Genomic DNA, 22,834 nt, shown 5'->3' with positions numbered 1-22,834 from the left:
ATGAGCATGCGCCGCCGGATCCTGCTGGCGATCCTGCTCGCCGTACTGGTCACAGCGGCGGTGCTCGGCATCCCGCTGGGCGTCACCGCGTGGCGGCTGGTGGAGAACCTGAACCGGGAGAGCCTGGCCGAGCGGGCCCGCAACATCGCCGCGACGGTGGACACCCAGGTGGCCAACGGCCAGGACGTGGACATCGGCCAGTTCCGCGTCGGCGTTCCCCGCGGTGGCCTGCTCACCGTGCGCGGGGAGGGCATGCCCGAGAAGCACCTCGGCCTGAATCCGGGCCCGGACCCGGTCGTCGAATCGGCACCGACCGCTCGGCGGGGCACGGTGGTCCTCGCGATCCCGAGCGGACCGGTCCGCTCGAAGCAGACCCAGGTGACTTTGCTGGTCGTGCTGCTGGTGGTGCTGTCGGTCGGCACCGGCACAGTGGTCGCCACGGTCACCGCGCGGCGACTGGCGAAACCGCTGCGGCACGTCGCGGACCGCGCGTCCCGGCTCGGCGGCGGTGATTTCCGGCCCGATCCGAGCCGGTATCGGGTCGCCGAGCTGGACATGGTCGCCGAGGCGCTCGACACCTCCGGTTCCGCGCTGGCCCAGCTCGTGCAGCGGGAACGGCAGCTGGTCGGCGACGTTTCGCACCAGCTGCGCAGCCGGCTCACCGCGCTGCAGCTGCGGCTGGAGCCGCTGACCCTGCACGAGGACGCGGACGTGGCCGAGGAGTCCCGGGCCGCACAGGAACAGGCGGACCGGCTCGCGCAGGCGCTGGAGGACCTGCTGGCCGCCGCCCGTGCCGCACGGGAGGTCGACGCCGAACCGGTGGACCTGCCGGTCACGCTGCCCGCGATCGCCGAGGAATGGCGGCAGCTGCTGCGTGCCGAGGGCCGGAACCTGCGGATGAAGATCGCGGACGGCCTGATGGTCCGCGCGACCCCGGCGAGGCTGCGCGAGGTGGTCGGGGTGCTGCTGGACAACGCGTTGCGGCACGGCGCCGGCGCGGTCACGCTGGCCGCCCGCCGCGGCGACGCGGAAGGAACCGTGGTGATCGAGATCGGCGACACCGGCTCCGGCGTTCCGGACGAGATCGTCCCGCACATCTTCGAACGCGGCTTCTCCGGCGCCGGCTCCACCGGCGTCGGGCTGGCACTGGCCCGGGCCCTCGTCGAGGCCGACGGCGGACGGCTGGAGCTGTCGAACAAGCGTCCGGCGATTTTCAGCCTGTTCCTGAAGGTGCCGCGCCCGGACGACGTGGGTGAAGTGCGCTGGCCCGCCACACCGGTGCCGCGCTGAGCGGTCAGCGGGGCAGCCGGGTGACCTGTTCGCGGCGGCGCTGGCCCAGCTCGTCCGGGAAAACCCACTTCTTGAAGGCCCAGAAGCGGAAGAACATGGCCAGCAGCATGCCGACGATCGAGCCGCTGGCGAAGTCCGCGACCTCCTGCACGAGCCTCGACACGTGCGGCACCTCGAGGTGCAGCGCGTAGCGCGACAGGTACAGCGGGATCAGGTTCACCACCACCGCGACGCCGCTGACCAGGAAGAACAGTGCGGCCTCATGGCTGCGTTCGCGGCCGCCGCGGGTGCGGAAGGACCATTCCCGGTTCAGCACGTAGGAGACGATGGCGGCCACGATGATCGCGATCGCCTTCGCCGTGGTCGGCTTGGACTCCAGGACGCTCAGCTTCAGCAGGTACCAGACGCCGTTGTCGACCACGAACGTCGTGCCGCCGACGATCGCGAACTTCAGCAGCTCCCGGTGCTTGATGAGCACCGCGCGCAGCGGCTCGGGCGTGCGGGCCAGCACGGTTTCCACGACGGTCACCCGTCCAGTCTAAAGAAGCCGAGGTCATCCTCGGTCTCAGGCGGCCTTCCGGCCGGTTTCGCCCGGTTCGCCCGCCGGCTCGACCGCACGCAGCCGCGCTCCCTCGGTCGGGAACACCCACTTCTTGAACGCCCACCAGCGAAACAGCGTGCCCAGCACGGTGCCCAGGATCATCCCGCTCACGAAGTCGGCCACTTCCTGGCCGAACAGGCTCACCTGCGGCACCTGCAGGTCCAGTACGTAGCGCGAGATCCACTGCGGCAACGCGTTCAGTCCCAGAGCGACGCCGCTGATCAGGAAGAACAACGCGGCCTCGTGCGAACGTTCGTGCCCGCCGCGGGTGCGGAACGCCCATTCGCGGTTGGCGACGTAGGAGAAGATCGTGGCGACCAGCACGCCGATGATCAGCGCGGTGACCGGGTTCGCGCGCAGCACGGTGAACTTCAGCACGTAGGTGATCACCGTGGTGATGGCGAAGCTGGTGCCGCCCACCACGGCGAAGCGAAGCAGCTCACGGTGCTTCGTCAGGAACTCACGCACCGCATCGACGCTACTCCGTCAGCCAGCCGAAGAAGCTCCTGGGCTCGACCGACGGCGGCCGCTCGCCGGGTTTGCCGGACTTGCCGGTCCCCGGATTCGGTGGCGCGCTCGTGGTGGTCGTGGCCGGAGTGCTCGAGGTGCTTTCCGGGGTGTCGCTCGGCAGTGACGACGGCGTCTTCGGCGGGCTCGGCCACGGACGGTGCGGCCGGGAGCTCGAGGTGCCAGGCGTCGACGACGGAGAGGACGACGACGGCGACGAGGTCGACGGGGACGTGGTCGGGGCCGGCTTCGGGCCGGTGGGGTAGGGGACCTCGCAGATGCCGATCCAGCAGCCGAACCGCACCGGCTCGCTCTTGGTCGCTTTGCCGAGCTTCGCGGTCACGGTCACCGGGGCGTCGTGCGCCGGACGGCCCTTCACCCGTACCCAGAGCTTCGCCTGCTCGGTGGGGGCGAGCGAGGTGCGCGTGGTGCAGGAGGCGCCGGCTCCGTCGCGCGTGCACTCGAACCCGCTCAGGCTCCACGCCTGGTACAGCGCGTGGTCGAAGGACACCGTGACCGGCTTCGTGCTCTCGCCGGTGTTGCGCACCCGCACGGAGATGAGCGGGTTGCGGGTCCACGGGAACGACGAGAGCCGGTCCGGGTCCGCCTGCAGCAGCACGTCGTCCGCCGGGCTCTGCACCCGGACCGCGACGCGCACCTGGACCTTGACCGAGACACCGGCGGAGACCGAACCGGTCACCGTGCCCCCCTGCGCGTCCTCCGCGGCCTGCAGCCGGAAGGTGAGCACGGCGGACTGCCCGGGCCGCAGACCGGAACCGGTCTTGCAGGTGACCGTGCCGGTGCCGCCGGGACAGGCGACGGTGGCCGGATCGGCTTTCGGCGCGGCTTCGGCGGAGAACGCGCCGATCGCGCCACCGCCGCCACCCGCGGGCACCGCGGAGACCCCGGGCGGCAGGTTGAGTGCGGCTTCGACCGGCTCCGACTCACCGGCACCGTCGTTGCGCACGGTGATCGGCAGGGACACCGGCTCTCCGCCGGGCTTCAGCTCGATCCCGCTCGCCGGTGACGTCGCGGACAGCTTCGGCGGAGCCGGCGCGGCGGGCGGCTGCGCCGGGGGAGCCGCGGGCGGCTGCACCGGCTGTGCCGGCGGCTGGGCGGGCGGCGGCGCGGGTGGTGCCGGAGGCGCGGCGGGCGGCGGCGCGGGCTGGGGCTGCGGGGCCGGCGCCGGGGCGGGGGCGGGTGCCACCGGCGGCGGCTGCGGAACCTGTTGCGCGGCCGGAATGCTCTGCTGTCCGCCGCCTGCGGCCAGCGCGACGGCGACCGCGGCCACCATCGCGGCACCGGAAGCGGCGACGCCGGCGAACTGCCGTGGCCCGGACGCGGCGGCCGCCGCACCCGCCTTCGCGCCACTCGCCGCGGCCGCACCGGCGCCGGCCGCACCGGCCGCGGCGGCACCCGCGGTGGCCGCGCTCGCCTTGGCCGCACCGATCGTGGCCAGGTACCCGAGTGCGGCGCCACCGAGGACGATCGGCGCGATGATCGCGCGCAGCCCGCCGTTGACGTCGGCCAGTTCGGCCGCCAGCGCCCGGCAGCTCTCGCATTCGTCGAGGTGGTTTTCCACCTGCGAACGCTCGCGTTTGGACAGTCCGTCGCGGGTCCAGGCACCGAGCCGGTCGGCGGTCGCCCGGCAGCGCTCGGCGCCGTTCTCCTGCAGGTGGACCTGGAGGTAGGACTGGCGCAGACCTTCGCGGGCGCGGTAGGCGAGCGCGGACACGCCGTTGGCGGTGAGTCCCAGCAACGGCGCGACTTCGGCCGGGCTCTGCTGCTCGATCTCGGTGTGCCAGAGCACGGCCTGCCAGCGCTCGGGCAGCCGCGCGAACGCCTTCGCGGCCATGGTCCGCTCGAGACCCGCCACCGCGGTGTCGGAGAACTGCACCGTGAGCGCTTCGCCGGCGGCGCCGCCGACGTCGCTCATGTCCTCGTTGAGGTCGACGCGGCGATCGCGGCGGGTCTTGTCGTAGGCGGTGTGCCGCAGCGCGGTCAGCAGGTACGCGCGAAAGGCGGTGTCCGGGCCCTTGCCGCCACGCAGCGTGTCCAGCACCTTGGAGAACGCCTCGGACACCAGGTCGTCGGCCTCGGAGCTGGACCGCGCCAGCTGCCGCGCGAGGTTGTGCGCGGCGGCGCTGTGCCGTTCGTAGAGCGGACCGTAGGACGCGATCTCCCCGGCACGCACCTCAGCGATCAGCTCGGCGTCGCTCTTACCGGAGAGATCGGCGGGAACGGTGGACACGGGGCTCCTTCGTCGGTGGGCGCGGCCGGTGCTGAGCCGCGTGCACTCCTACAACGCGTACCAAGTGTGACGGATGCGCTGACACACGTCACGCTGTGGTCAGCCGGTTGACACCGTCGGCGCAACGAGTTCACCCCACGTGCGAGGTCGACCCGGAAAAAGGTCGGCGAACGCGCGTCACGCCGGACTCCCCGTCACGTCCCTCCCCCGGATGGGGCCAAGATCGTCTCGACCGGAAGGAGCTGGGGGTTCGGTGGACGTACCGGCGACCGGAGCGTGGTCCGGTTCCGCGGACGGGCAGGCGCGCGCCCGCTTCGACCGGGACCGGCATCTGCGGGCACTGCGCGCTCGCTGGCGTACCGCCAGTCTGGCCGCCGGCTGGCGATTCCCGAGCGACTGGGCACTGCCCGAGGTCGACGCCGTGTGCGCGGCCGTCGTCCGGCACGGAGCGACCGGCGCGGAGACCGCGCTGGCCGGTCTGGGCCGGGCCAGGGCCGCGGCCGGGGCGGGGCTGTCCGAGACGCTGTCGGATCTGGCCGCCCTGCACGCGGTGCTCGCCGATCCGGACGCGGTCGACGGTTTCGTGTCCCCGGACGTCGACGCCACCCCCGCCCGGTTGCTGCGGGTGACCGCGCTGGCGTGGGCCGACGTGGCCACCGATCAGCTCGTGCACACCGAGGTCACCGATCCGCTCACCGGCCTGCCCTCGGCCGCGTACCTGCGTACCCGCCTCGGCGAGGTCTACCGCAGGGAAAGCGGCGACGACCACGTGCTGCTGACCGTTTCCGCGGATCTCTCGGAGGTGTCCGGCTGGTCGCGGCTGACCACGATGATCCTGATCGCGGACGCCGTCCGTGCCATCTTCGACACCGGCGAAAGCTACGCCACGATCGGCCCGTCCGCTGTCGCCGTCCTGGCCTGGCGCGACGAACGCCTGGCCTCGCGCGGCGTCAGCCTGCGAAGGTCCCTCAACGAGCGCCTTTCGGCGGACGCCCAGCTACGCGACGTCGTCCGGCCGAAGGTGTCGGCCGTCCGGCTGCCCGCGACCCACGAGGCCGCCTGCGCGCTGCTCACCGAACTCGCGCACAGCTGAGCGCCGGTCACCCTTCTCGGTCAACGCCGGGGGCAGCATGCTTTCCTGGTGAGGTGACCAGGACCGTCTCCTCCGCCGATCCCGGCGAAGCCTCCGCGGCCGGTGCCGGGCAGCCGCGCCTGGCCCTGCGCAGATCGCTGGCCCGGCTTTCCGTGCGCCCGCGGTCGATCCTGATTCTCTCGCTCATTCCGCTGATCGCGATCGTGGCCGGCATCTGGGGCTGGGCGCACGACTGGAACCTCGGCGTCGACAGCGCGGTGTACCGCGGTGGCGCGTTGCAGCTGCTGCATGGCGACAGCCTTTACGACGCCAACACGCTGCCGACAGAGCCGGGCTGGGCGCTGCTGCCGTTCACCTACCCGCCTACGGCGGCGCTGCTGTTCGTGCCGCTCGCTCTCGTGCCGGCGCAGGTGGCCTGGGGCTTCCTCACCGTGGTTTCGCTGGGCGCGCTCGTGCTCTCGGTCCGGATCGCGATCGGCGCGCTGCCCCGGCCGGCGGCCGACGGACCGCGCTGGTGGGCCTCGCCCGCCCGGTCGACGATCGTGTTCTTCCTGGTGTTTCTCCTCCTCGAACCGGTGTGGCGGACGATTTTCCTCGGCCAGATCAACCTGATCCTGATGGCCATGGTGCTGCTGGACATGCTCGTGATCGGCGCGCGCGGCAGCCGCTGGGGCGGGGTGCTGGTGGGCGTCGCCGCGGCGATCAAGCTGACCCCGATCGTGTTCCTCGGCCACCTTTTCATCACCGGACGGCGGCGGGACGCGATCCGCGGGCTGGCGACCTTCGTGGGCATGCAGGCGTTGCTGTTCGTGGTCAAGCCGCACGACGCATGGCAGTACTGGACCAAGACGCTGCCCGACACCGGCCGCATCGGCCCGGTGCACTGGGCGGGCAACCAGTCGTTGAACGCGTTGCTGAGCCGGGTCACCGATCTGGCGCCGTGGGCGTCGAAGGCGGCCATCGGCATCGGCCTGCTGCTGGCGATTCCCGCGCTGTGGCTGGTGCTGCGGTTCCACCGGCGTGGCCAGGCGCTGGCCTCGCTGCTCGTCACCGCGTTCTGGATCCTGTTGATCTCCCCGATCTCCTGGTCGCACCACTGGGTGTGGGTGGCGCCGCTGGTGGTGCTGCTGGTGTCGCGGCTGCCGAAGACCACCCCGGCCACCGCCTGGAAACGGTGGCTCGGCACGGGTCTGGTGGCGTTCGTGTTCGTCAGCTGCGTGCTGCTGATCCTGCCCAACGGGCGCGACGTGGAGCTGCACTGGAAGGTGTGGCAGAACGTGCTGGGTGCCGCCTACATCCTGATGCCGGTGGTGCTCGCCGCCGCGCTGATCCTGCGCTGGGGCCTGCAGCGCCGGGCCCGTGAACGAGCTCACACGGAGACCGTGGACGGTGCCGGTGCCGATTCCACGCGGTAATCGGTGGCCGGCGGTCCTGCCGGTACTCGCGCTGGCGGTGGGGCTCGTCGGATGGCTGCGCGGCTGGCACCTGGGCGCGGACAGCGCGGTCTACCGGGCGGGCGCGCTGACTCTGCTCAAGGGCGAGCCGTTGTACTCGGTGGACCTCACGACCCTGCCGGACTGGGTGCGCCTGCCCTTCACCTACACCCCGGCCGCGGCGCTGGCCTTCGTCCCGCTCGCGGTCGTTCCGGCCGGGCTGGTGTGGGGCGTTCTCGCGGTTTTGTCGGTGGTCGCCGTTACTGTCGTGCTCGCGGTGGTTTCGCGGCCGTCGGGAGCCTGGCTCACGGCGGGCACGGCCCTCGTTCTGGTCCTGGAACCGGTGTGGAAGACGCTGGTACTGGGCCAGATCAACCTCATACTGATGGCGCTCGTGGTGCTCGACGCGCTGGTGCTGTCCGCGCGCGGCTCGCGGGCGGGCGGGGTGCTGATCGGCGTGGCGTCGGCGGTCAAGCTGACCCCGCTGATCTTCGTGCCGTACCTGTTCTTCACCGGACGCTGGAAGGACGGGTTGCGTGCGCTCGGCACGTTCGCCGGCCTGGAGGCGGTGATGTTCGCGGTCGCGCCGGGCGATTCGGTGCAGTACTGGACGAAGGCGGCGTTCGACCCGGACCGGGTGGGCTCGGTGCACTGGATCTTCAACCAGTCGCTGAACGGCCTGGTCAACCGCGCGTCCGCGCTCGCGCCCTGGTCCACCGACGTGGCGATCGCGGTGGGCGCGGTGCTGGCCGTGCCCGCGGTGTGGCTGGTGGTGCGTTACCACCGGCGTGGTGAGCCGGTGGAAGCGCTGCTGGTCACGGCGTTCTACGGGTTGCTGCTGTCGCCGGTCTCGTGGTCGCACCACTGGGTGTGGGCGATCCCGCTGGTGGCGTTGCTGCTCCGCACCGGCCGGCGTTGGTGGGCGGCCGCGGCGGTGGCGCTCTTCGCGTCCCAGATCGTGATGCTCGTCCCGAACGGCGGAAACCAGGAGTTCAGCTGGGGCCTGGGCTGGGACGTGCTGGGCAACGCCTACGTACTGGCCGCCGCGGCAGGCATCGTGGGCCTGGCGGCGAGGGAGCGGCGGATGCTCGCCTCGGTGGAGCGGCCAGGCCTGGCGAAGTGAACTCGTCTCGGTAGGTCTCGGTAGGTCACCGCCTTGTCTGCTGGTCGCTTGGCGTGCTGGTCGGCTTGTCTGCTGGTCGCTTGGCGTGCTGGTCGGCTTGTCTGCTGGTCGCCTGGCTTGCCGGCCGACTCGCTTGCCGGCCGCTTGGCTTGCGGTGCGCGGTTTGTCCGTGAACGGAATCTTCGGGAGACCGAGGAGCAGCGCGGTGGGTGACTGGTTCAGTCCGGGGCACCGCCGTACCAATCGCCGAGGCTGGTGCGTACGTGGCGGATGAGCAGGTCGCCCTGGTCGAAGTCGGCGGGCAGTGCCGCGCGGGCGGCGGCGAGTACCTCGTCGAACCGCAGCGGTTGCTCCACCGTGCGGGCCAGCGGATGCCGTTCGCGCAGGTGTTTCATCAGCTCGGCGAGGTAGAGCACGGCCGCGTTGGCGTCGCTGTGCCAGAGCCAGGCGAGCACCGCGCCGAATCCGTCCGGCATGCGCACCGGGCGGCCCTCGGTGAGCAACCGGGTGGCCACGCCGGGAAGGCTGGCCTCGCGCAGGGCGAGGAAGACCGGGCGGGGCAGGGAGACGAAGTCTATCGCCCCATCCTGCTCGGGCCCGGCTGCACTGGCGGGGAACTGCGGGGCGGGTGTCGTGGACGGCCGTCCACGCAGGTCGCCGCCGGTGCGGGAGACGCCGTTCAGTAACCTGGTGGCGTTATGGACAAACGTACTGGGCTCCCTGTCGTGGGCATGGTCGGCGGGGGACAGCTCGCCCGCATGACGCATCAGGCGGCGATCTCGCTCGGGCAGTCGCTCAAGGTGCTGGCGGCCGACGAGGCGGAGGCGGCGCCGCTCGTGGCGAGCGACGTCGTCATCGGGCACCACACCGATCTCGACGCGCTGATGGCGTTCGCCCGGCAGGTCGACGTCGTCACCTTCGACCACGAGCACGTGCCCGGCGAGCATCTGCTGAGCCTCGTCACCGAAGGTTTCGTGGTGCGGCCCGCGCCGACCGCGCTCGGGTTCGCGCAGAACAAGCTCGTCATGCGCGAGATGATGGCCGGTCTCGGCGTGCCCGGTCCCGCGTTCGCCGAGGTGTCCACAACAGACGATGTGCTGGCGTTCGGCGGCGAGCACGGCTGGCCGGTGGTGCTCAAGGCGTCCCGCGGTGGTTACGACGGCCGCGGCGTCTGGATGCTCGACACCGCTCAGCAGGCCCGCGAGACCGTGCCGGAGCTACTCGCCGCGGGTACCGAGCTGCTGGTCGAGGAGAAGGTGGTGATGAAGCGCGAGCTGTCCGCGCTCGTCGCGCGTTCGCCGTTCGGCCAGGGGGCGGCCTACCCGGTGGTGGAGACGGTGCAGACCGGCGGGATCAACACCGAGGTCCTCGCGCCCGCGCCCGGGCTGTCCGAAGCCCGCGTGCACGAGGCGCAGGAGCTGGCGCTGCGCGTCGCGTCCACGCTCGACGTCACCGGGCTGCTCGCGGTCGAGCTGTTCGAGACCGACACCGGCCTGCTGGTCAACGAGCTGGCCATGCGCCCGCACAACTCCGGGCACTGGACCATGGACGGATCCCGCACCTCGCAGTTCGAGCAGCACTTGCGTGGCGTGCTCGACTACCCGCTCGGGCGCACGGATCTCCTCGCGCCCGCGTGCGTGATGGCGAACGTGCTCGGCGCCGACGTCTCCCCGCAGATGGGCCCGGACGAACGCGTCCACCACCTGTTCGCGCGGTTCCCCGAGGCGAGGATCCACCTCTACGGCAAGCAGGAGCGCCCGGGCCGCAAGCTGGGGCACGTGAACTTCGTCGGCGAGCGGATGGAGGAGCTGCGCGAGAAGGCGCTGCTGTCCGCGCACTGGCTCTCGCACGCCGTCTGGCTCGACGGCCACGAAATCCACTGAAGGGGAACACAATGGCGCCGCAGGTGGGCGTGATCATGGGCAGCGACTCGGACTGGCCGGTGCTGGAGGCGGCCGGCCAGGCGCTGGACGAGTTCGGCGTGGAGTACGAGGTCGGCGTCTACTCCGCACACCGCACCCCGCAGCGGATGCTCGACTACGCCACGACCGCGGCCGAACGCGGGCTGCGCGTGATCATCGCCGGTGCCGGTGGTGCCGCGCACCTGCCGGGCATGGTCGCCTCGGCCACCGTGCTGCCGGTGATCGGCGTCCCGGTGCCGCTGAAGTACCTCGACGGGCTCGATTCGCTGCTGTCGATCGTCCAGATGCCGGCCGGGATCCCGGTCGCCACGGTGTCGGTCGGCGGCGCCCGCAACGCCGGCCTCCTGGCAGTGCGCATCCTGGCCGCCGCCGAACCGGCGCTGCAGGCGAAGGTGACCCAGTTCCGGTCCGACCTGGAACAGCTGGTGCTCGACAAGGACGCGAAGCTGCGCGAGAAGGCCGGCAAGTAGCTGCTTTCCCCGCCTCAGGCTGGTTCGGGAAGCTGTTTGCGCAGTTCGCGTTTCAGCACCTTCCCGGCCGCCGACACCGGGATCTCGTCCACGAAGTGCAGCTCGCGCAAGCGTTTGTACGGCAGTACCTGTTCGTTCACCGCGGCGATGAGCTGGGCGGCGTCCACCTCCACGCCGGGGCGGCGCACCACGAACGCCACCGGCAGTTCGCCCACTTCGTCGTTCGGTCGTCCCACCACGGCCGCGCTCAGCACGCCGGGCAGCGCGCTCAGCAGCTCCTCCAGCTCGCGCGGGAACACGTTGTAACCCTTGTACAGCAACATGTCCTTCTTGCGATCCACAATGGACAGATAGCCGTCCGGGTCGAGCACCCCGATGTCGCCGGTGTGCAGCCAGCCGTCCACGAGCGTGGCCGCGGTCTCCTCCGGGCGGTCGTGGTAGCCGCGCATCATCTGCGGCCCGCGCAGGCACACCTCGCCCTCCTGCCCGGGCGGCAGCGGCTCCTCGCTGCCCTCGGCGACGAGCTTCAGCTCGGTGTCGAAGATCGGCCTGCCGACCGAACCGACCTTGCGTACGCCGGAGCGGTGCGCGGGCGAGACGACCGCGCCCATCGTCATCTCGGTGAGCCCGTAGCCCTCCACGACCACCACGCCGGGGAACCGTTCGCGCAGGGCCCGGATCATCTCGTGGCTCATCGGCGCAGCGCCCGAACCGATGCCGTGCACCGACGACAGGTCGGCGGTGTGGAACGACGGCGTGGCCAGCAGGGCCGCGAACAGCGCGGGCGCGCCGCCGAGAGAGGTCACCTTCAGGCGTTCGGCGTCGGCGACGTAGGCCTCCGGGTCGAACCGGGAGTGCAGGACGACCGTGGTTCCGCCCAGCAGCGCGGCGTTCAGCCCCGCGATCACGCCCATCGCGTGGAACCACGGCGTGAGGTTGATCGTCACGCCGGTGCCGAGCCTTCCGGGCCACTCGTCCTCGCCGCCGATCTGGTCGAGCACGACGTCACCATTCGCGTCGAACGCCGGGAGCGCGCCGCTCTGCGCGCAGCCGTGCTGCACCGTGTTGGCCACGACGTTGTGGTGCGTGAGCTCGACGCCCTTCGACCGGCCGGTCGTCCCTCCGGTGTAGGCGAGGTGGGCGAGATCGCGGTGCACGTCGATCTCGACGTCCGGGCGGGTCGCGGGCTGCCCCGCGGAGAACTCGCCGAACTCGACACTGCCGGGATCCGGTTCGCCCTGCGGGGAGACGACGATCCGCAGGCGTGCCGGGATGCGGTCGGCGATCGCGGCCACGGCCGCGGCCACCGGACCGTAGGTGACCACGGCGGTGGCCGCGCAGTCGGCGAGCTGGAAGGCCAGATCGTTCGGCGGCAGCAGCGGATTGGCCGGGCTGAAGGTGGCGCCGGCCAACAGGACGCCGTGGTAGGCGACCGGGTAGTCGAGGCAGTTGGGCAGGTGCAGGGCGACCACGTCGCCGCGTCCGATGCCGTGCGCGCGCAACGCGTTCGCGAACCGGCAAGCGGCGGCGTACGTCTCGGCGAAGGTGCGGCTCTCGTCGCCCAGCGCGAACGCCGTGCGGTCGCCGTAGCGGGCGGCGGCGCCGGCGAGTATCGAACCCACCGGAACCTCGGGATAGTCGAGGGAACGGGGCAATCCGGGCGGCGGCGTCGACGCGGTGATGGCCATCACCCGACCTTACGAACGGTGCGGGCAACGACACAAGGACGACCGCCGTGAACGGGCGCTAACATCGACCAGATCAGTCGAGGTTCGCTGCGGAAGAGGTGACGGAACGTGGCCGATGGCCTGTACCAGCTGGCCGAGGAGCACGAGGAGCTGCGGGCCGCCGTCCGCGCGCTCGCGGAGAAGGAGATCGCGCCGTACGCGACCGAGGTCGACGAGCAGGAACGCTACCCGGTCGAGGCGAACCAGGCGCTGGTCAAGTCCGGTTTCAACGCGGTGCACATCGGCGAGGAGTACGACGGCCAGGGCGCGGACGCGGTCGGCGCCTGCATTGTGATCGAAGAGGTCGCGCGGGTCGACGCGTCCGCGTCGCTCATCCCGGCGGTGAACAAGCTCGGCACGCAGCCGATCATCCTGTCCGCCTCCGAGGAGTTGAAGAAGCAGGTGCTGCCGTCGATCGCCTCGGGCGAGGCTTCGGCGTCGTACGCGCTGTCGGAGCGCGAAGCGGGTTCGGACACCGCGTCGATGCGCACGCGCGCCCGTCTCGACGGTGATCACTGGGTGCTCAACGGCACCAAGTGCTGGATCACCAACGCGGGTGAATCCTCGTGGTACACGGTGATGGCGGTGACCGATCCGGACGCGGAGAAGAAGGCCAACGGCATCTCGGCGTTCGTCGTGCACAAGGACGACCCGGGCTTCTCGGTGGGCCCGAAGGAACGGAAACTGGGCATCAAGGGCTCCCCGACGCGCGAGATCTACTTCGAGGACTGCACCATCCCCGCCGACCGGATCATCGGGGAACCGGGCTCCGGCCTGAAGACCGCGCTGCGCACGCTGGATCACACGCGCCCGACCATCGGCGCCCAGGCGCTGGGCATCGCGCAGGGAGCGCTGGACGCGGCCGTCGCCTACGTCAAGGAGCGCAAGCAGTTCGGCAAGGCGATCGCGGAGTTCCAGGGCGTGCAGTTCATGCTGGCCGACATGGGCACGAAGATCGAAGCCGCCCGCCACCTCGTCTACGCCTCCGCAGCCGCCTCCGAACGCGGCGACAAGCGTGCCGGCTTCATGGCCTCGGCCGCGAAGGCATACGCCTCAGACGTGGCGATGTCCGTGACCACAGACGCGGTCCAACTCTTCGGCGGCGCCGGCTACACCCGCGACTTCCCGGTGGAACGCATGATGCGCGACGCGAAGATCACCCAGATCTACGAGGGCACGAACCAGATCCAGAAGGTCGTGATGGCCCGTTCCCTGTTGAAGGGCTGAGCGCATGCCTCCTCTTTGTGGCGGCGTGGTTGATCGTTAACGGGTCGTCTTCCGTCCGTGATTCGTCAGCCGACGGCGCGTGGACGTAACAGACGGCGGTCGATGGCTTGCCGCGTCCGGTCGTACGAGTCGGGCAGCGGTGCTGATACAGACGGAGTGTGAACGCCGGGCGGGCACTGGCCGAGGTACTCGGCCAGTGCCGAAGCTCGCATGTGCCTCCCTTGAGAGTGGTCGTTTACCGCCTCGACCGAGGTGATCCACTCGCCTCCGCACTCCCCGGCCTCTTCACGAGGCGGGGGATTCTGCGTTTCTGCAATGAACCGGCTCCGTTGCGTTAGCATCCGGGCAGTTGATCTCGCCGCCATCGGGGCGGCGAGGCGATGCACTGAGGGGGCTTACGAGCTGTGGCCGGAGAACAACCACAGCCGCAACAACCCAAGATCGAGGTGCCGCCGGTGCCGCCGATTCAGGTTGACGGGTACGGCCCGGGCGGGGGTTACAAGTTCGACGCGGACCAGATCGACGGGGTCATCAAGCAGTGGGAAGACATGCTGACTGACTTGCAAGACGATCTCGGGCGTGCCATCACCATCCGCGACGTGAAGCCGCCCGGTGACGAGATCGCGAGCCATTCGTTCGTGAAGAACGGCGCCTACCCGTCGGGAGCCTCGCTGGTGGCGCAGCACAAGGCGATGGTTGACTACACGACGAACTTCATCACGGCCCTGAGGGCCGCGAAAAACAAGATCACCGTGGCGGAGCAAGAAGCCGCCGACTCCGCCAAGAAGTCTGGAGATGTCTGAGTGCGTGCACCCTGTTTTCGCCCCCGTCGCACCGGTGCTATGTCGGCCCTGGCGGCTGCCACCGTGGCATCGCTTGTCGCCTGTAGCGGCGGTGGCGCGGCCGACAACAACTCCTCCCCGTCATCCTCGGCGCCGGACGCGTCTTCGTCATCGGCCGATCCTTCGCTGAAGGTGCCCGCTCCGCTGCCGACGCAGGAACTGCTGAGTGACCCGTGCAGTGCGTTGACTGATGCGCAGCTCGCGGATATCGGTCTGGCGCCGCCGGGCAAGGTCTCGCAGGGTCCGCCAGACTTGTGCGGGTGGTCTGCCTCCACGATCCCGGAAAACCGCGTTAACGTGGGAGCGGTTCCGCAGAACAAGGGCGGTATCAGCGATATCTACGACCAGAAGGCGCAGCAGGCCTACTTCCAGCCGGTCACGGTGAACGGCTATCCCGGGGTCCTCGCTGCCGCGGACGACCTGCGCTCGTCGGGCACGTGCAGTCTGTGGGTTGGCATCACCGACCAGCTCGCCTTCACCGTGGTCACCATGATCACCACCGGGCAGAACAAGCCCAAGACCTGCGAGAGCGCCCAGAAAATCGGCGCGGCAGTGGTCACGCACCTGAAGGGCGCTGCCTGAGTAAAGGCCCGGCCGCCGCACCGGTATCGGGTTCGGTGCGACGGCCGGGGATCAGGGGGAGGGAAGCCGTGTTCCTCGGACGATAAGGCCCCGGCCGCCGCGCCGTCGTCGGGGGCATCCGTCGCGGCGGCCGGCAGATCATTCGTCGCGGCCGTGCTGTTCGTCGTCGCCGGTCTCGGCGTTGCCGTCCAGCTCCACGGTGCCGTCGTCGCTGATGCACTTGCCCATGGTCACCACAGCGAATTTCGTGGTGCGCGCGGGCCGGTGAAGAAGCAGGTCACGCAGTCCTCGGGGTGGTCGCGATCCTCCCCGAGCTCGGGCGACAGCTCACCGCGGAACGTCGTCCGCTGCGGGATCGGCTGGCCGCGCGTGCACTTCGGCCACGCCACCTCCGCGCCCGCCTGCTCGCGCGAGAACCGGTGGTTCCGTCCATCCTTCGCCCAACGGTGTACCGCGTACTGCGCGTCGGTCACCAGCTCTGCGGGTAGCTCCCCTGCGATCCGCACCGTCATGTGGCGGACACTAAAAGTGCGTACGACCGGGGTGTGTCCTACAGGGACACACATGGCCTAGGTGTACTGGCCCGGGAGGTTGCGAACGTGGGGACACGTAGTCGGATGATCTTGGCGTGCGGGAGGACCTCCGGGTTTGGTGTGGATCACCACAATCTGCACCACGCCACGGAGGTCCTCGTGTCACACCGTAATGCCCCGTTGAGTCCGACTGGCAGACTGCGCCTGGCCCGTTGTGTGGTGGACGACGAATGGCCGCTACGGCGAGCTGCTGAGCGGTTCCAGGTGTCGGTGTCCACCGCCCAACGCTGGGCTAACCGGTACCGCGTCGAGGCGCGAGGCGGGCATGACCGACCGGTCCTCACGTCCGCACTTCAGCCCGCGCCGCACCCCGACGCGCACCGAGCGGCGGATCATCAAGGTTCGGGTGCTGAGGCGGTGGGGGCCAGCCCGGATCGCGTCGTTGCTGCGCCTGGTGCCCTCCACCGTGCATCGCGTGCTGGTCCGCTACGGCCTGGCCCGCCTGTCCCACCTCGACCGTGCCACCGGCCGGCCGGTGCGGCGCTACGAGCGCGCCACCCCGGGCGAGCTGGTACACGTGGACATCAAGAAACTGGGCAACATCCCCGACGGAGGCGGCCACCGGGCCGTCGGCCGTCAGGCCGGGCAGCGGCACCGCACCCGCACGCCAGACAAAACCCTGGACTCCCATGGCCGCAGCCATGTCGGCTACAGCTACCTGCACAACGCCGTGGACGATCATTCCCGACTCGCCTACAGCGAAATCCTGCCCGACGAGAAGAAGGAAACCGCGGCCGCGTTCTGGCAGCGCGCTCAAATTTTCTTTGCTGCCAGCGGGATCACCGTCCAGCGGGTGCTCACCGACAACGGATCATGCTACAAGTCCCGACTCTGGCGCGAGACTCTCATCACGGCTGGGATCACACACAAACGCACCCGGCCCTACCGGCCGCAAACCAACGGGAAAGTGGAACGGTTCAACCGCACCCTGCTCGGCGAGTGGGCCTACGCCCAGCCCTACCAGTCCGAAACCCAACGCCGCGAAGCGTTCCCGCGATGGCTGCACACCTACAATCACCACCGCGGCCACACCGCGCTCGGCGGCCAACCACCCGCCAGCCGCGTCCCCAACCTCCCGGGCCAGTACACCTAGATCACCCGGTCGGTGCAACGCCCATGCGCCACGCCAACCCGCGAAGCTCACGGCCACCAGCGTCACGCCTTGCCGTCGCGAGGACGCTCGACACCGCCTCGCGAACGAAGATGTTGCCCCGCACCTGCTCGGGAGCCAGCGCCTCCGCCCTCAGCAGCGCGGCCAGCCCGGCTTCCCGGTGGCTCCGGCTCCCGAGCAGCCCCCGGCCGTAGTCGGTCCAGAACGTTGCCTGCCGCCCGGTCGAGATGGTTTCCGGGCGGATGGTCTTCGCGATCTCCGCGACGTGGGTGCCGTGCCCCAGTTCCACATCTATGGAGACGCGGAAGATGGCCGCGTTCGTCCGACCGAACTGCATGATGCCCGCTGGCCACGGCGAGGTGTCAGGTCCCAGCTCCTCGGCGAGCGCCGCGGTCAGGTTCGCCATGCCCCGGGTCTCGGGTCGGCCGGGTGGCGCCTCGTCGGCGACTTTCACGGACAGCTCGTACTGTCTGGGCCGGTCTGTGGAGGAGATGAACTGCGCGCGGGCGTAGTCGGCGACACCGGCCCACACCGGATCGTCGAGCTTGTCCGCGACCTGCCGCATCCGCTCGGCTGCAAGGGACGGCATACCCGGGACCCGCAGGCGGCCGGCGATACTGCCTGCTACGTGGTATGCGGTGAGCAGCGGGGCCAGCGCCTCGTGTCCGGTGGCCGGGTCAGCTGCAGCGGCGAGTAGATCACGCACCAGCGGAGCCAGCCTGTCCACCTGCTCCGGGTAGCCGCCGGCGCCGCCGCGCGCGGCTGAGTTGTTGCGTGCTTCGTGGAACGCCGCGAGATCGGCGAGGACGGCAGGCAGGGGGCGGCCGGGCGCGTCTGGGACTTCGCCGACCCACCATCCGCTGAGGAGGTTCGCGAGGACGTTTGCCGCGTCGTGGGTCTCCTGAGGCGTCCGGCCAGCGGACATGAGCTGTCCGGTGAATTCGTCGGGGGAGACGCGCAGCGCGAGCGCGAGTGCTTCGAGGACCTGGCGACTGTTGATGGGCTTCTCGCCGCGTTCGAGCTTGCCGAGATAGCCGTGGGAAAGCCCGGCCAGCTGCGCGGTCGTGCGCAACCCGAGCTTTCGCCAGTCCCGGATCTCGCGAATCCGGCGGCCGAGGTCGTCTGATTCGGGCACGGTGCATCCCTCATTTGCGGAGTTGACCTCTTCGCGTGGCCCCGGGAGCTACCCGGGGCCCGTTCCTCCGCGAAGAGGTGCAGCACCAGCCTACCTGGGTGCAGCCGGGAGCCAGGCTCACACGCGCACCGTGATCAGTAATCCCACTGCCATCCGAGGCTGCCGTTTGAGAAGCCGCCGTAGGCGGTGAGGAGCAGCGCGCCATGCGCATCGGGGGTGCCGATCACGATCCGGGCAAAGCGCTCCAATCCGTGCCTCCGCGCCGGCCCCGAGTATCTTCACCTCAGGTTCGCTCAGGGTGGAGGTACGGCATGCCGGCAGTGACGACCGCGGGTGGGCAGCGAGTTCACTACGTGGATCACGGTGGTGACGGTCCCGCTGTTGTTCTGCTGCACAGTTTTCTCATGGACACGACCATGTGGGCGCCGCAGGTTGCGGTGTTCGGTGACGGCTACCGGCTGGTGGCCGTCGACGAGCGTGGGCACGGGGGCACTCCGGCCGAGGGGCCGTTCGACTACTGGGACGTCGCCAGGGACGTGTTCGCCGTGCTCGATCGGCTCGAAATCGACACCGCGGCGGTGATCGGCACCAGTCAGGGTGGGTTCGTCGCGTTGCGGATGGCTTTGCTCGCGCCCGGGCGGGTCACCTCGCTCGCCGTGCTGGGCACGTCGGGGGAGGCGGAGGACGAGCAGGTCGCCGACGCGTACCGGCAGCTGGCGCGGGTGTGGCTCGAACAGGGCGCCGACAGCGTCGTCGACGGGGTCGCGAAGATCTGCCTCGGTGACGCGGACGCGTCGGACTGGACGCCGAAGTGGCGCCACGTTCCCGGCGAGCGGCTGATGCGGATCATGAACGTGCTGGTCGACCGGGACGGGGTGCTCGATCGCGTGGGCGAGATCGACGTGCCGGTGCTCGTGCTGCACGGTACGGCGGATCTGGCCTATCCGGTCGCCAGGGCGGAGGCACTCGTCGCCGCCCTGCCGAAGGCCGAGCCGTTGGTGACGATCGAGGGCGGGGCCCACTTCCTCAGCCTCACCGACGCCGACGCGGTCACCCCTCACCTGCGGCGATTCCTCGATGCGCAGACGGACGGAAAATAACCGTTTCCCTTTCCGGTTCACCGCGTTAAGCAGTCATCGGATTCACAGAGAGGTGAACGGATGGGCATGCGCGGGTTCGGGCGGCGGATGGTGGCAGTGGCGGCGGCACTCGGGGCGGTCGCCCTGACGACGGGTACCGCATCGGCGGCGGACAAGGAGCCGACCGGACCGGTCCAGCCGAACATCGTCGCGGCGGCGATCTACTCGGTGGCGCAACCGACGATCGCCCCACCGGGTGCGAACGACTGGGACTGCACACCGTCCGAGGATCACCCCAACCCCGTGCTGCTGTCCAACGGCACCACGGCCAACGCCTACGAGAACTGGGCGAACCTTTCGCAGCTGCTGGCCGACGAGGGCTACTGCGTGTTCGCCGGCAACTTCGGCGGCTCGCCCGGCTCCGTCCTGCAGACCGTCGGCCCGGTCGCCGGCACGGCCTCGCAGCTGGCCACCTTCGGCGACAAGGTCCTCGAGGCCACCGGCGCGTCGAAGCTGGACGTCGTGGGCCACTCGCAGGGCGGGATGAACCCGCGCTACTGGATCAAGAACCTGGGTGGCGCGTCGAAGATCGACAAGCTGATCGGGCTGTCCCCGTCCAACTACGGCACCAGCCTGTTCGGCCTGCTCAGCGCGATCCAGGCGATCCCGCCGGCCCGCGACGTGGTCGGCGCGGCGTGCCCGTCCTGCAACGAGCAGTCCACCGGTTCCGAGTTCATCACCGACCTCAACGCCGGTGGCGACACCGTGCCGGACGTGGACTACACGGTGATCCAGACGAAGTACGACGAAGTGGTCACCCCTTACACCAACGCCTACCTCAAGCCCGCGTCGAACGTGAAGAACATCCTGCTCCAGGACATCTGCTCGCAGGACTTCACCGACCACCTCGGCATCCCGTACGACCCGATCGCGCAGCGTGAGGTGCTCAACGCGCTCGATCCGCAGAACGCTGTCACGCCGAAGTGTGTTTACGTGCCGCCGGTGATCGGCTGAGCGTCACAGCATCCGGTGCATGACGTGCAGTCCGACGTACCCGTGCACCGGATGGTGGAACGCTTCCGGCACGGTTCCGACCACCGTGAAGCCGAGTGACTTCCAGAGCGCGACCGCGTGGGTGTTGGTCTCGACCACCGCGTTGAACTGCATCGCGCGGTAGCCCTCAGCCCGGGCGAGATCGAGGACGTGCTCCGCGAGCGCCCGGCCGACCCCCAGCCCGGAACAGGCGGGATCGACCATGAAACTCGCGTTCGCCACGTGCGCACCGGCACCCGGGTGATTGGGCAGGACTTTCGCCCATCCGAGTACCTTTCCGGTGTCGTCCACGGCGACCACCGACCGCTGTGGCGGTACTCCCTGCCACATCGCCCGCGCGGCCGGTTCCCCGAGGTCACGAGGAAAGGTGTAGGTCTCGCCCGCGGCGACGATGGCCTGCAGGAACGGCCAGACCGCCGGCCAGTCCCCCGCGGTGGCGTCGCGAATCCGCATGCACGAATTCTGCCGCGCGGGGCGGGTTGCCCGCGGAAGGGGTAAGAACGCGAACACTTTTCGACCCGGAAGACCATTGTGGTTGTGCAAACGAAGTCCGGATGTCACAGTCGTCGGCATGTTCTGGCCCGTCCCCGACACCTGGACGCCGCGTGACGAAGCCGAGCTCGTCGCGGGCTGGCGGCTGTGGCTCGAGCTGAGCGACCGCGTGTGGCCCACCGCGGCGTGGGACGGCACGCCGGCGGACGCCGTCCATGCGTTGCGGGAGCTGCTGGACGCGTGCGAGGACATCGAGGACGGCTGCCGTGCCGCAGGGGAGCCGTCGGAGGAGTTCGGGCACCTGATCCAGCCGCTGGTGTTGTCCGCGAGCGCGGTGATCGGCCTGTGGTGGGACGACCACGCGCCGCTGGACCCCGATCGCGCTCGCGCGCTGCACGAGGACCTGCAGCGGTTCGCCACGCTTGCCGAGCGGGTGCTCACTGTGCTGTCCGTGCACGGCGGCTGGGCGGAACTCGACGCGGTCCGCCGCCGTCCGGCCTGACCCGGTACTCGGCGAAGCTGCTCGCGAAGGTCCCTTCCCCCTGCGTCAGCCCGGGTAGCGCCTGTTCGAACTCGTGTGCCACCGCCGCCGGGAGCAGTCCGGTCACCGTGCATCCGTCCCCGGACACCACTGGCTCGCCAGGTGTCGCGCCGAGGTCCACGAGCCCGCGCAGAACCGTGCTCACCGTGCCGGCGGGTGCGGAGACCTCGAAGGAGTGGACGGGTTCGTGCACCCGGGTACCGGCCCGGCGCAGTGCCTCGTCCAGCACCAGGCGGGTCATCCCTCGGAAGTCCCCGGCCGAGCTGAGCGGCGCGTAGAACGCCGTTTCGGTGAGCGTGACCAGGCAGTCGATGACCTCCCAGCCATGCGGGCCACGCCGCAGCGTCTCGTGCACGGTCTCCTCGATGGCCTTGTGGAAGGCAAGCGGCAGGGCCCCGAGTTCGACCTCGCGCCGATAGGCGGTTCCCGATCCGGCCGGGCGCGGCTCGACGCGGAGACCGACCGTGGCCCAGAAGTACACCCGCTCGTCCGGCGCCGGATTCCGCATTCGGTGCCCGGTCCCGCGCAGCCTTTCCACGCAAAGTGGACGGGACTCCTCGAATTCCGCGGTGAGGCCGAACTCCTCGGCGAGCCTCGTGCGGAGTACCTCCTTCTGCACTTCGCCATAGAGCCGTACCGTGAGTTCGTGGTCCTGGCGCCGGACGCGGATGAACGGGTCCTGTTCGGACAGTCGTTCCAGCGCCGTGTGCAGTGCTGCCCGGTGCTCCGGATCGGCCGGCCGCACGATCGTCTCCAGGCTCGGCGGGGCGAAGAACCGGCGCCCCGGCAGGTCGGTGTGGTCGCCGATCCGGTCGCCGATCCTGGCTTCCGGCAGCCCCCGAACCCGCGCGACGTCGCCTGCGCACGCGACGCCTTCGGCGGGCGTCGCACCGTGCTCGTAGATCCGGACCGCGGACGGTTTGCCGGTCAGCTCGAGCACACCGTCCTCGGTCCGGCGGCGCAGCGGGATCTGCTGCCGGGCAGCCAGCGAGCCCGACGACACGCGCACGTAAGCGACCTTCTCCCCGGAACGGCCGCGTTCGATCTTGAAGACGGTGGCCTCGAGTGGCCCGTCCGCACTGCGCTCGCGGGCGGGCAGCAGTTCGCGTACGGCGTCGACGAGCTCACGCACCCCGGCGCCGGTGATCGCGGAGCCGAACAGCACCGGGTAGACCTCGGCTCGGCCCACCTGACGTACCAACGCTTTTCGACAGTCCACTTCGGACGTTGACCCGGAAACGTAGGATGCCAGGAAATCCTCGTCGGTGGCGAGCGCGTCGGTGAGTTCTTCGGTGAGCGCCACACATTTCGGGGAAAGCTTGGTGCGCAACAGGTCCGGCAGCTCGTCCGGCCGCGCGCCGGGGCGGTCGGTCTTGTTCACGAACACCAGAGTCGGGATGCCGAGCCGGATCAGCGTGCGCATCAGCACGCGGGTCTGCGCCTGCACGCCCTCGACCGCGGACACCACGAGCACCGCGCCGTCGAGCACGCCGAGCGCCCGCTCGACCTCGGCGATGAAGTCGGAGTGCCCGGGCGTGTCCACGAGCGTGATCCGGTGGTCCGGGGTGGAGACGGCCACCACCGAGGAGGTGATGGTGATGCCGCGGCGGCGTTCGAGGTCGAGCGAATCGGTCTGCGTGTCGCCGGCCTTGACGCTGCCGGCCTGGCCGATCACGCCGGTTTCGAACAGCAGCCGCTCGGTCAGGCTGGTCTTACCGGCGTCGACGTGCGCGAGAATTCCGATGGTCAGGGTCTTCATGCG

Annotated in this window: 21 protein-coding genes and 1 pseudogene; 13 read left to right on the top strand and 9 right to left on the bottom strand. The window is 70.2% G+C overall.

The window, feature by feature from the left end; all coding sequences use genetic code 11:
• Positions 1-6: 6 nt before the first annotated feature.
• The gene (locus BJY18_RS18010) at positions 7-1,290 is read left to right on the top strand and encodes a sensor histidine kinase (RefSeq protein ID WP_184784684.1); all 1,284 of its coding nucleotides are present in this window, start codon (positions 7-9) and stop codon (positions 1,288-1,290) included.
• Between the two features lie 4 nt (positions 1,291-1,294).
• On the opposite strand, the gene BJY18_RS18005 is transcribed toward BJY18_RS18010, so the two are convergent.
• Genes BJY18_RS18005 through BJY18_RS17995 form a run of 3 tightly spaced genes read right to left on the bottom strand, consistent with a single transcriptional unit; the run spans position 1,295 to position 4,649 of the window.
• Positions 1,295-1,819, bottom strand: coding sequence for a GtrA family protein (locus BJY18_RS18005; protein WP_184781081.1), 525 nt, complete (start codon positions 1,817-1,819; stop codon positions 1,295-1,297).
• A gap of 36 nt (positions 1,820-1,855) precedes the next feature.
• Complete coding sequence (locus BJY18_RS18000; RefSeq protein ID WP_184781080.1) at positions 1,856-2,359, bottom strand: GtrA family protein; 504 nt, start codon at positions 2,357-2,359, stop codon at positions 1,856-1,858.
• A gap of 10 nt (positions 2,360-2,369) precedes the next feature.
• The gene (locus BJY18_RS17995) at positions 2,370-4,649 is read right to left on the bottom strand and encodes a sigma-70 family RNA polymerase sigma factor (RefSeq protein WP_184781079.1); all 2,280 of its coding nucleotides are present in this window, start codon (positions 4,647-4,649) and stop codon (positions 2,370-2,372) included.
• 253 nt (positions 4,650-4,902) lie between these two features.
• Here BJY18_RS17995 and BJY18_RS17990 point away from each other — a divergent pair, with 253 nt between their 5' ends.
• The 3 genes from BJY18_RS17990 to BJY18_RS17980 are packed head-to-tail and all read left to right on the top strand — an operon-like array spanning position 4,903 to position 8,298.
• On the top strand, positions 4,903-5,742 hold the full coding sequence (locus BJY18_RS17990; protein WP_184781078.1) for a hypothetical protein: 840 nt from the start codon (positions 4,903-4,905) through the stop codon (positions 5,740-5,742).
• Between the two features lie 53 nt (positions 5,743-5,795).
• Positions 5,796-7,157, top strand: coding sequence for a glycosyltransferase 87 family protein (locus BJY18_RS17985; RefSeq protein WP_184781077.1), 1,362 nt, complete (start codon positions 5,796-5,798; stop codon positions 7,155-7,157).
• The gene (locus tag BJY18_RS17980) at positions 7,138-8,298 is read left to right on the top strand and encodes a glycosyltransferase 87 family protein (RefSeq protein WP_184781076.1); all 1,161 of its coding nucleotides are present in this window, start codon (positions 7,138-7,140) and stop codon (positions 8,296-8,298) included. Before BJY18_RS17985 ends, BJY18_RS17980 begins: the two co-directional genes overlap by 20 nt.
• A 218-nt stretch (positions 8,299-8,516) precedes the next feature.
• Here the strand turns inward: BJY18_RS17980 and BJY18_RS17975 are convergent, their stop codons facing one another.
• Positions 8,517-8,813, bottom strand: coding sequence for a hypothetical protein (locus BJY18_RS17975; RefSeq protein WP_184781075.1), 297 nt, complete (start codon positions 8,811-8,813; stop codon positions 8,517-8,519).
• Positions 8,814-8,996: 183 nt separating this feature from the next.
• Here BJY18_RS17975 and BJY18_RS17970 point away from each other — a divergent pair, with 183 nt between their 5' ends.
• Together BJY18_RS17970 and purE are read left to right on the top strand one after the other, a co-directional pair.
• On the top strand, positions 8,997-10,181 hold the full coding sequence (locus BJY18_RS17970; RefSeq protein ID WP_184781074.1) for a 5-(carboxyamino)imidazole ribonucleotide synthase: 1,185 nt from the start codon (positions 8,997-8,999) through the stop codon (positions 10,179-10,181).
• Positions 10,182-10,192: 11 nt separating this feature from the next.
• On the top strand, positions 10,193-10,690 hold the full coding sequence (gene purE, locus BJY18_RS17965; RefSeq protein ID WP_184781073.1) for a 5-(carboxyamino)imidazole ribonucleotide mutase: 498 nt from the start codon (positions 10,193-10,195) through the stop codon (positions 10,688-10,690).
• 14 nt (positions 10,691-10,704) lie between these two features.
• On the opposite strand, the gene BJY18_RS17960 is transcribed toward purE, so the two are convergent.
• Positions 10,705-12,378: a class I adenylate-forming enzyme family protein gene (locus BJY18_RS17960; RefSeq protein WP_184781072.1), complete on the bottom strand. Its 1,674-nt coding sequence runs from the start codon at positions 12,376-12,378 to the stop codon at positions 10,705-10,707.
• 108 nt (positions 12,379-12,486) lie between these two features.
• On the opposite strand from BJY18_RS17960, the gene BJY18_RS17955 reads away from it, so the two are divergent.
• The 3 genes from BJY18_RS17955 to BJY18_RS17945 all read left to right on the top strand — a co-directional run bounded on the left by BJY18_RS17955 (position 12,487) and on the right by BJY18_RS17945 (position 15,068).
• On the top strand, positions 12,487-13,644 hold the full coding sequence (locus tag BJY18_RS17955; protein ID WP_184781071.1) for an acyl-CoA dehydrogenase family protein: 1,158 nt from the start codon (positions 12,487-12,489) through the stop codon (positions 13,642-13,644).
• Between the two features lie 404 nt (positions 13,645-14,048).
• Positions 14,049-14,447 carry a hypothetical protein gene (locus BJY18_RS17950; RefSeq protein ID WP_221457804.1) on the top strand — a complete coding sequence of 133 codons (399 nt, stop codon included), beginning with the start codon at positions 14,049-14,051 and terminating at the stop codon, positions 14,445-14,447.
• Between the two features lie 39 nt (positions 14,448-14,486).
• On the top strand, positions 14,487-15,068 hold the full coding sequence (locus BJY18_RS17945) for a DUF3558 domain-containing protein (RefSeq protein WP_184781070.1): 582 nt from the start codon (positions 14,487-14,489) through the stop codon (positions 15,066-15,068).
• 230 nt (positions 15,069-15,298) lie between these two features.
• Here BJY18_RS17945 and BJY18_RS17940 read toward each other — a convergent pair whose 3' ends face one another.
• A complete protein-coding gene (locus tag BJY18_RS17940) occupies positions 15,299-15,580 on the bottom strand; it encodes a hypothetical protein (RefSeq protein WP_184781069.1) in 282 nt (93 codons plus the stop codon).
• A gap of 180 nt (positions 15,581-15,760) precedes the next feature.
• Here BJY18_RS17940 and BJY18_RS17935 point away from each other — a divergent pair.
• A pseudogene (locus BJY18_RS17935) lies at positions 15,761-16,754 on the top strand (IS481 family transposase).
• 1 nt (position 16,755) lies between these two features.
• On the opposite strand, the gene BJY18_RS17930 reads toward BJY18_RS17935, so the two are convergent.
• A complete protein-coding gene (locus BJY18_RS17930; protein WP_184781068.1) occupies positions 16,756-17,907 on the bottom strand; it encodes a helix-turn-helix domain-containing protein in 1,152 nt (383 codons plus the stop codon).
• A 203-nt stretch (positions 17,908-18,110) separates the two neighbouring features.
• Between BJY18_RS17930 and BJY18_RS17925 the strand changes: the two genes are divergently transcribed.
• Both BJY18_RS17925 and BJY18_RS17920 read left to right on the top strand, forming a co-directional pair.
• A complete protein-coding gene (locus BJY18_RS17925) occupies positions 18,111-19,007 on the top strand; it encodes an alpha/beta fold hydrolase (protein ID WP_312873876.1) in 897 nt (298 codons plus the stop codon).
• A gap of 60 nt (positions 19,008-19,067) precedes the next feature.
• Positions 19,068-20,000 (top strand): esterase/lipase family protein, encoded by a 933-nt coding sequence (locus BJY18_RS17920; protein ID WP_184781066.1) that lies wholly within the window; start codon positions 19,068-19,070, stop codon positions 19,998-20,000.
• Between the two features lie 3 nt (positions 20,001-20,003).
• Here the strand turns inward: BJY18_RS17920 and BJY18_RS17915 are convergent, their stop codons facing one another.
• A complete protein-coding gene (locus BJY18_RS17915; protein WP_184781065.1) occupies positions 20,004-20,492 on the bottom strand; it encodes a GNAT family N-acetyltransferase in 489 nt (162 codons plus the stop codon).
• Positions 20,493-20,610: 118 nt separating this feature from the next.
• Between BJY18_RS17915 and BJY18_RS17910 the strand changes: the two genes are divergently transcribed.
• A complete protein-coding gene (locus BJY18_RS17910) occupies positions 20,611-21,033 on the top strand; it encodes a hypothetical protein (protein WP_184781064.1) in 423 nt (140 codons plus the stop codon).
• Here the strand turns inward: BJY18_RS17910 and BJY18_RS17905 are convergent.
• Positions 20,969-22,831: an elongation factor G gene (locus BJY18_RS17905; RefSeq protein ID WP_184781063.1), complete on the bottom strand. Its 1,863-nt coding sequence runs from the start codon at positions 22,829-22,831 to the stop codon at positions 20,969-20,971. The genes BJY18_RS17910 and BJY18_RS17905 overlap by 65 nt on opposite strands.
• Positions 22,832-22,834 lie beyond the last annotated feature (3 nt).

The sequence above is a fragment of the Amycolatopsis jiangsuensis genome (assembly GCF_014204865.1).
Classification (GTDB): domain Bacteria; phylum Actinomycetota; class Actinomycetes; order Mycobacteriales; family Pseudonocardiaceae; genus Amycolatopsis; species Amycolatopsis jiangsuensis.
Note: the sequence above shows the minus strand (reverse complement) of the source record. Positions and strands in the feature narration are given on the sequence as shown.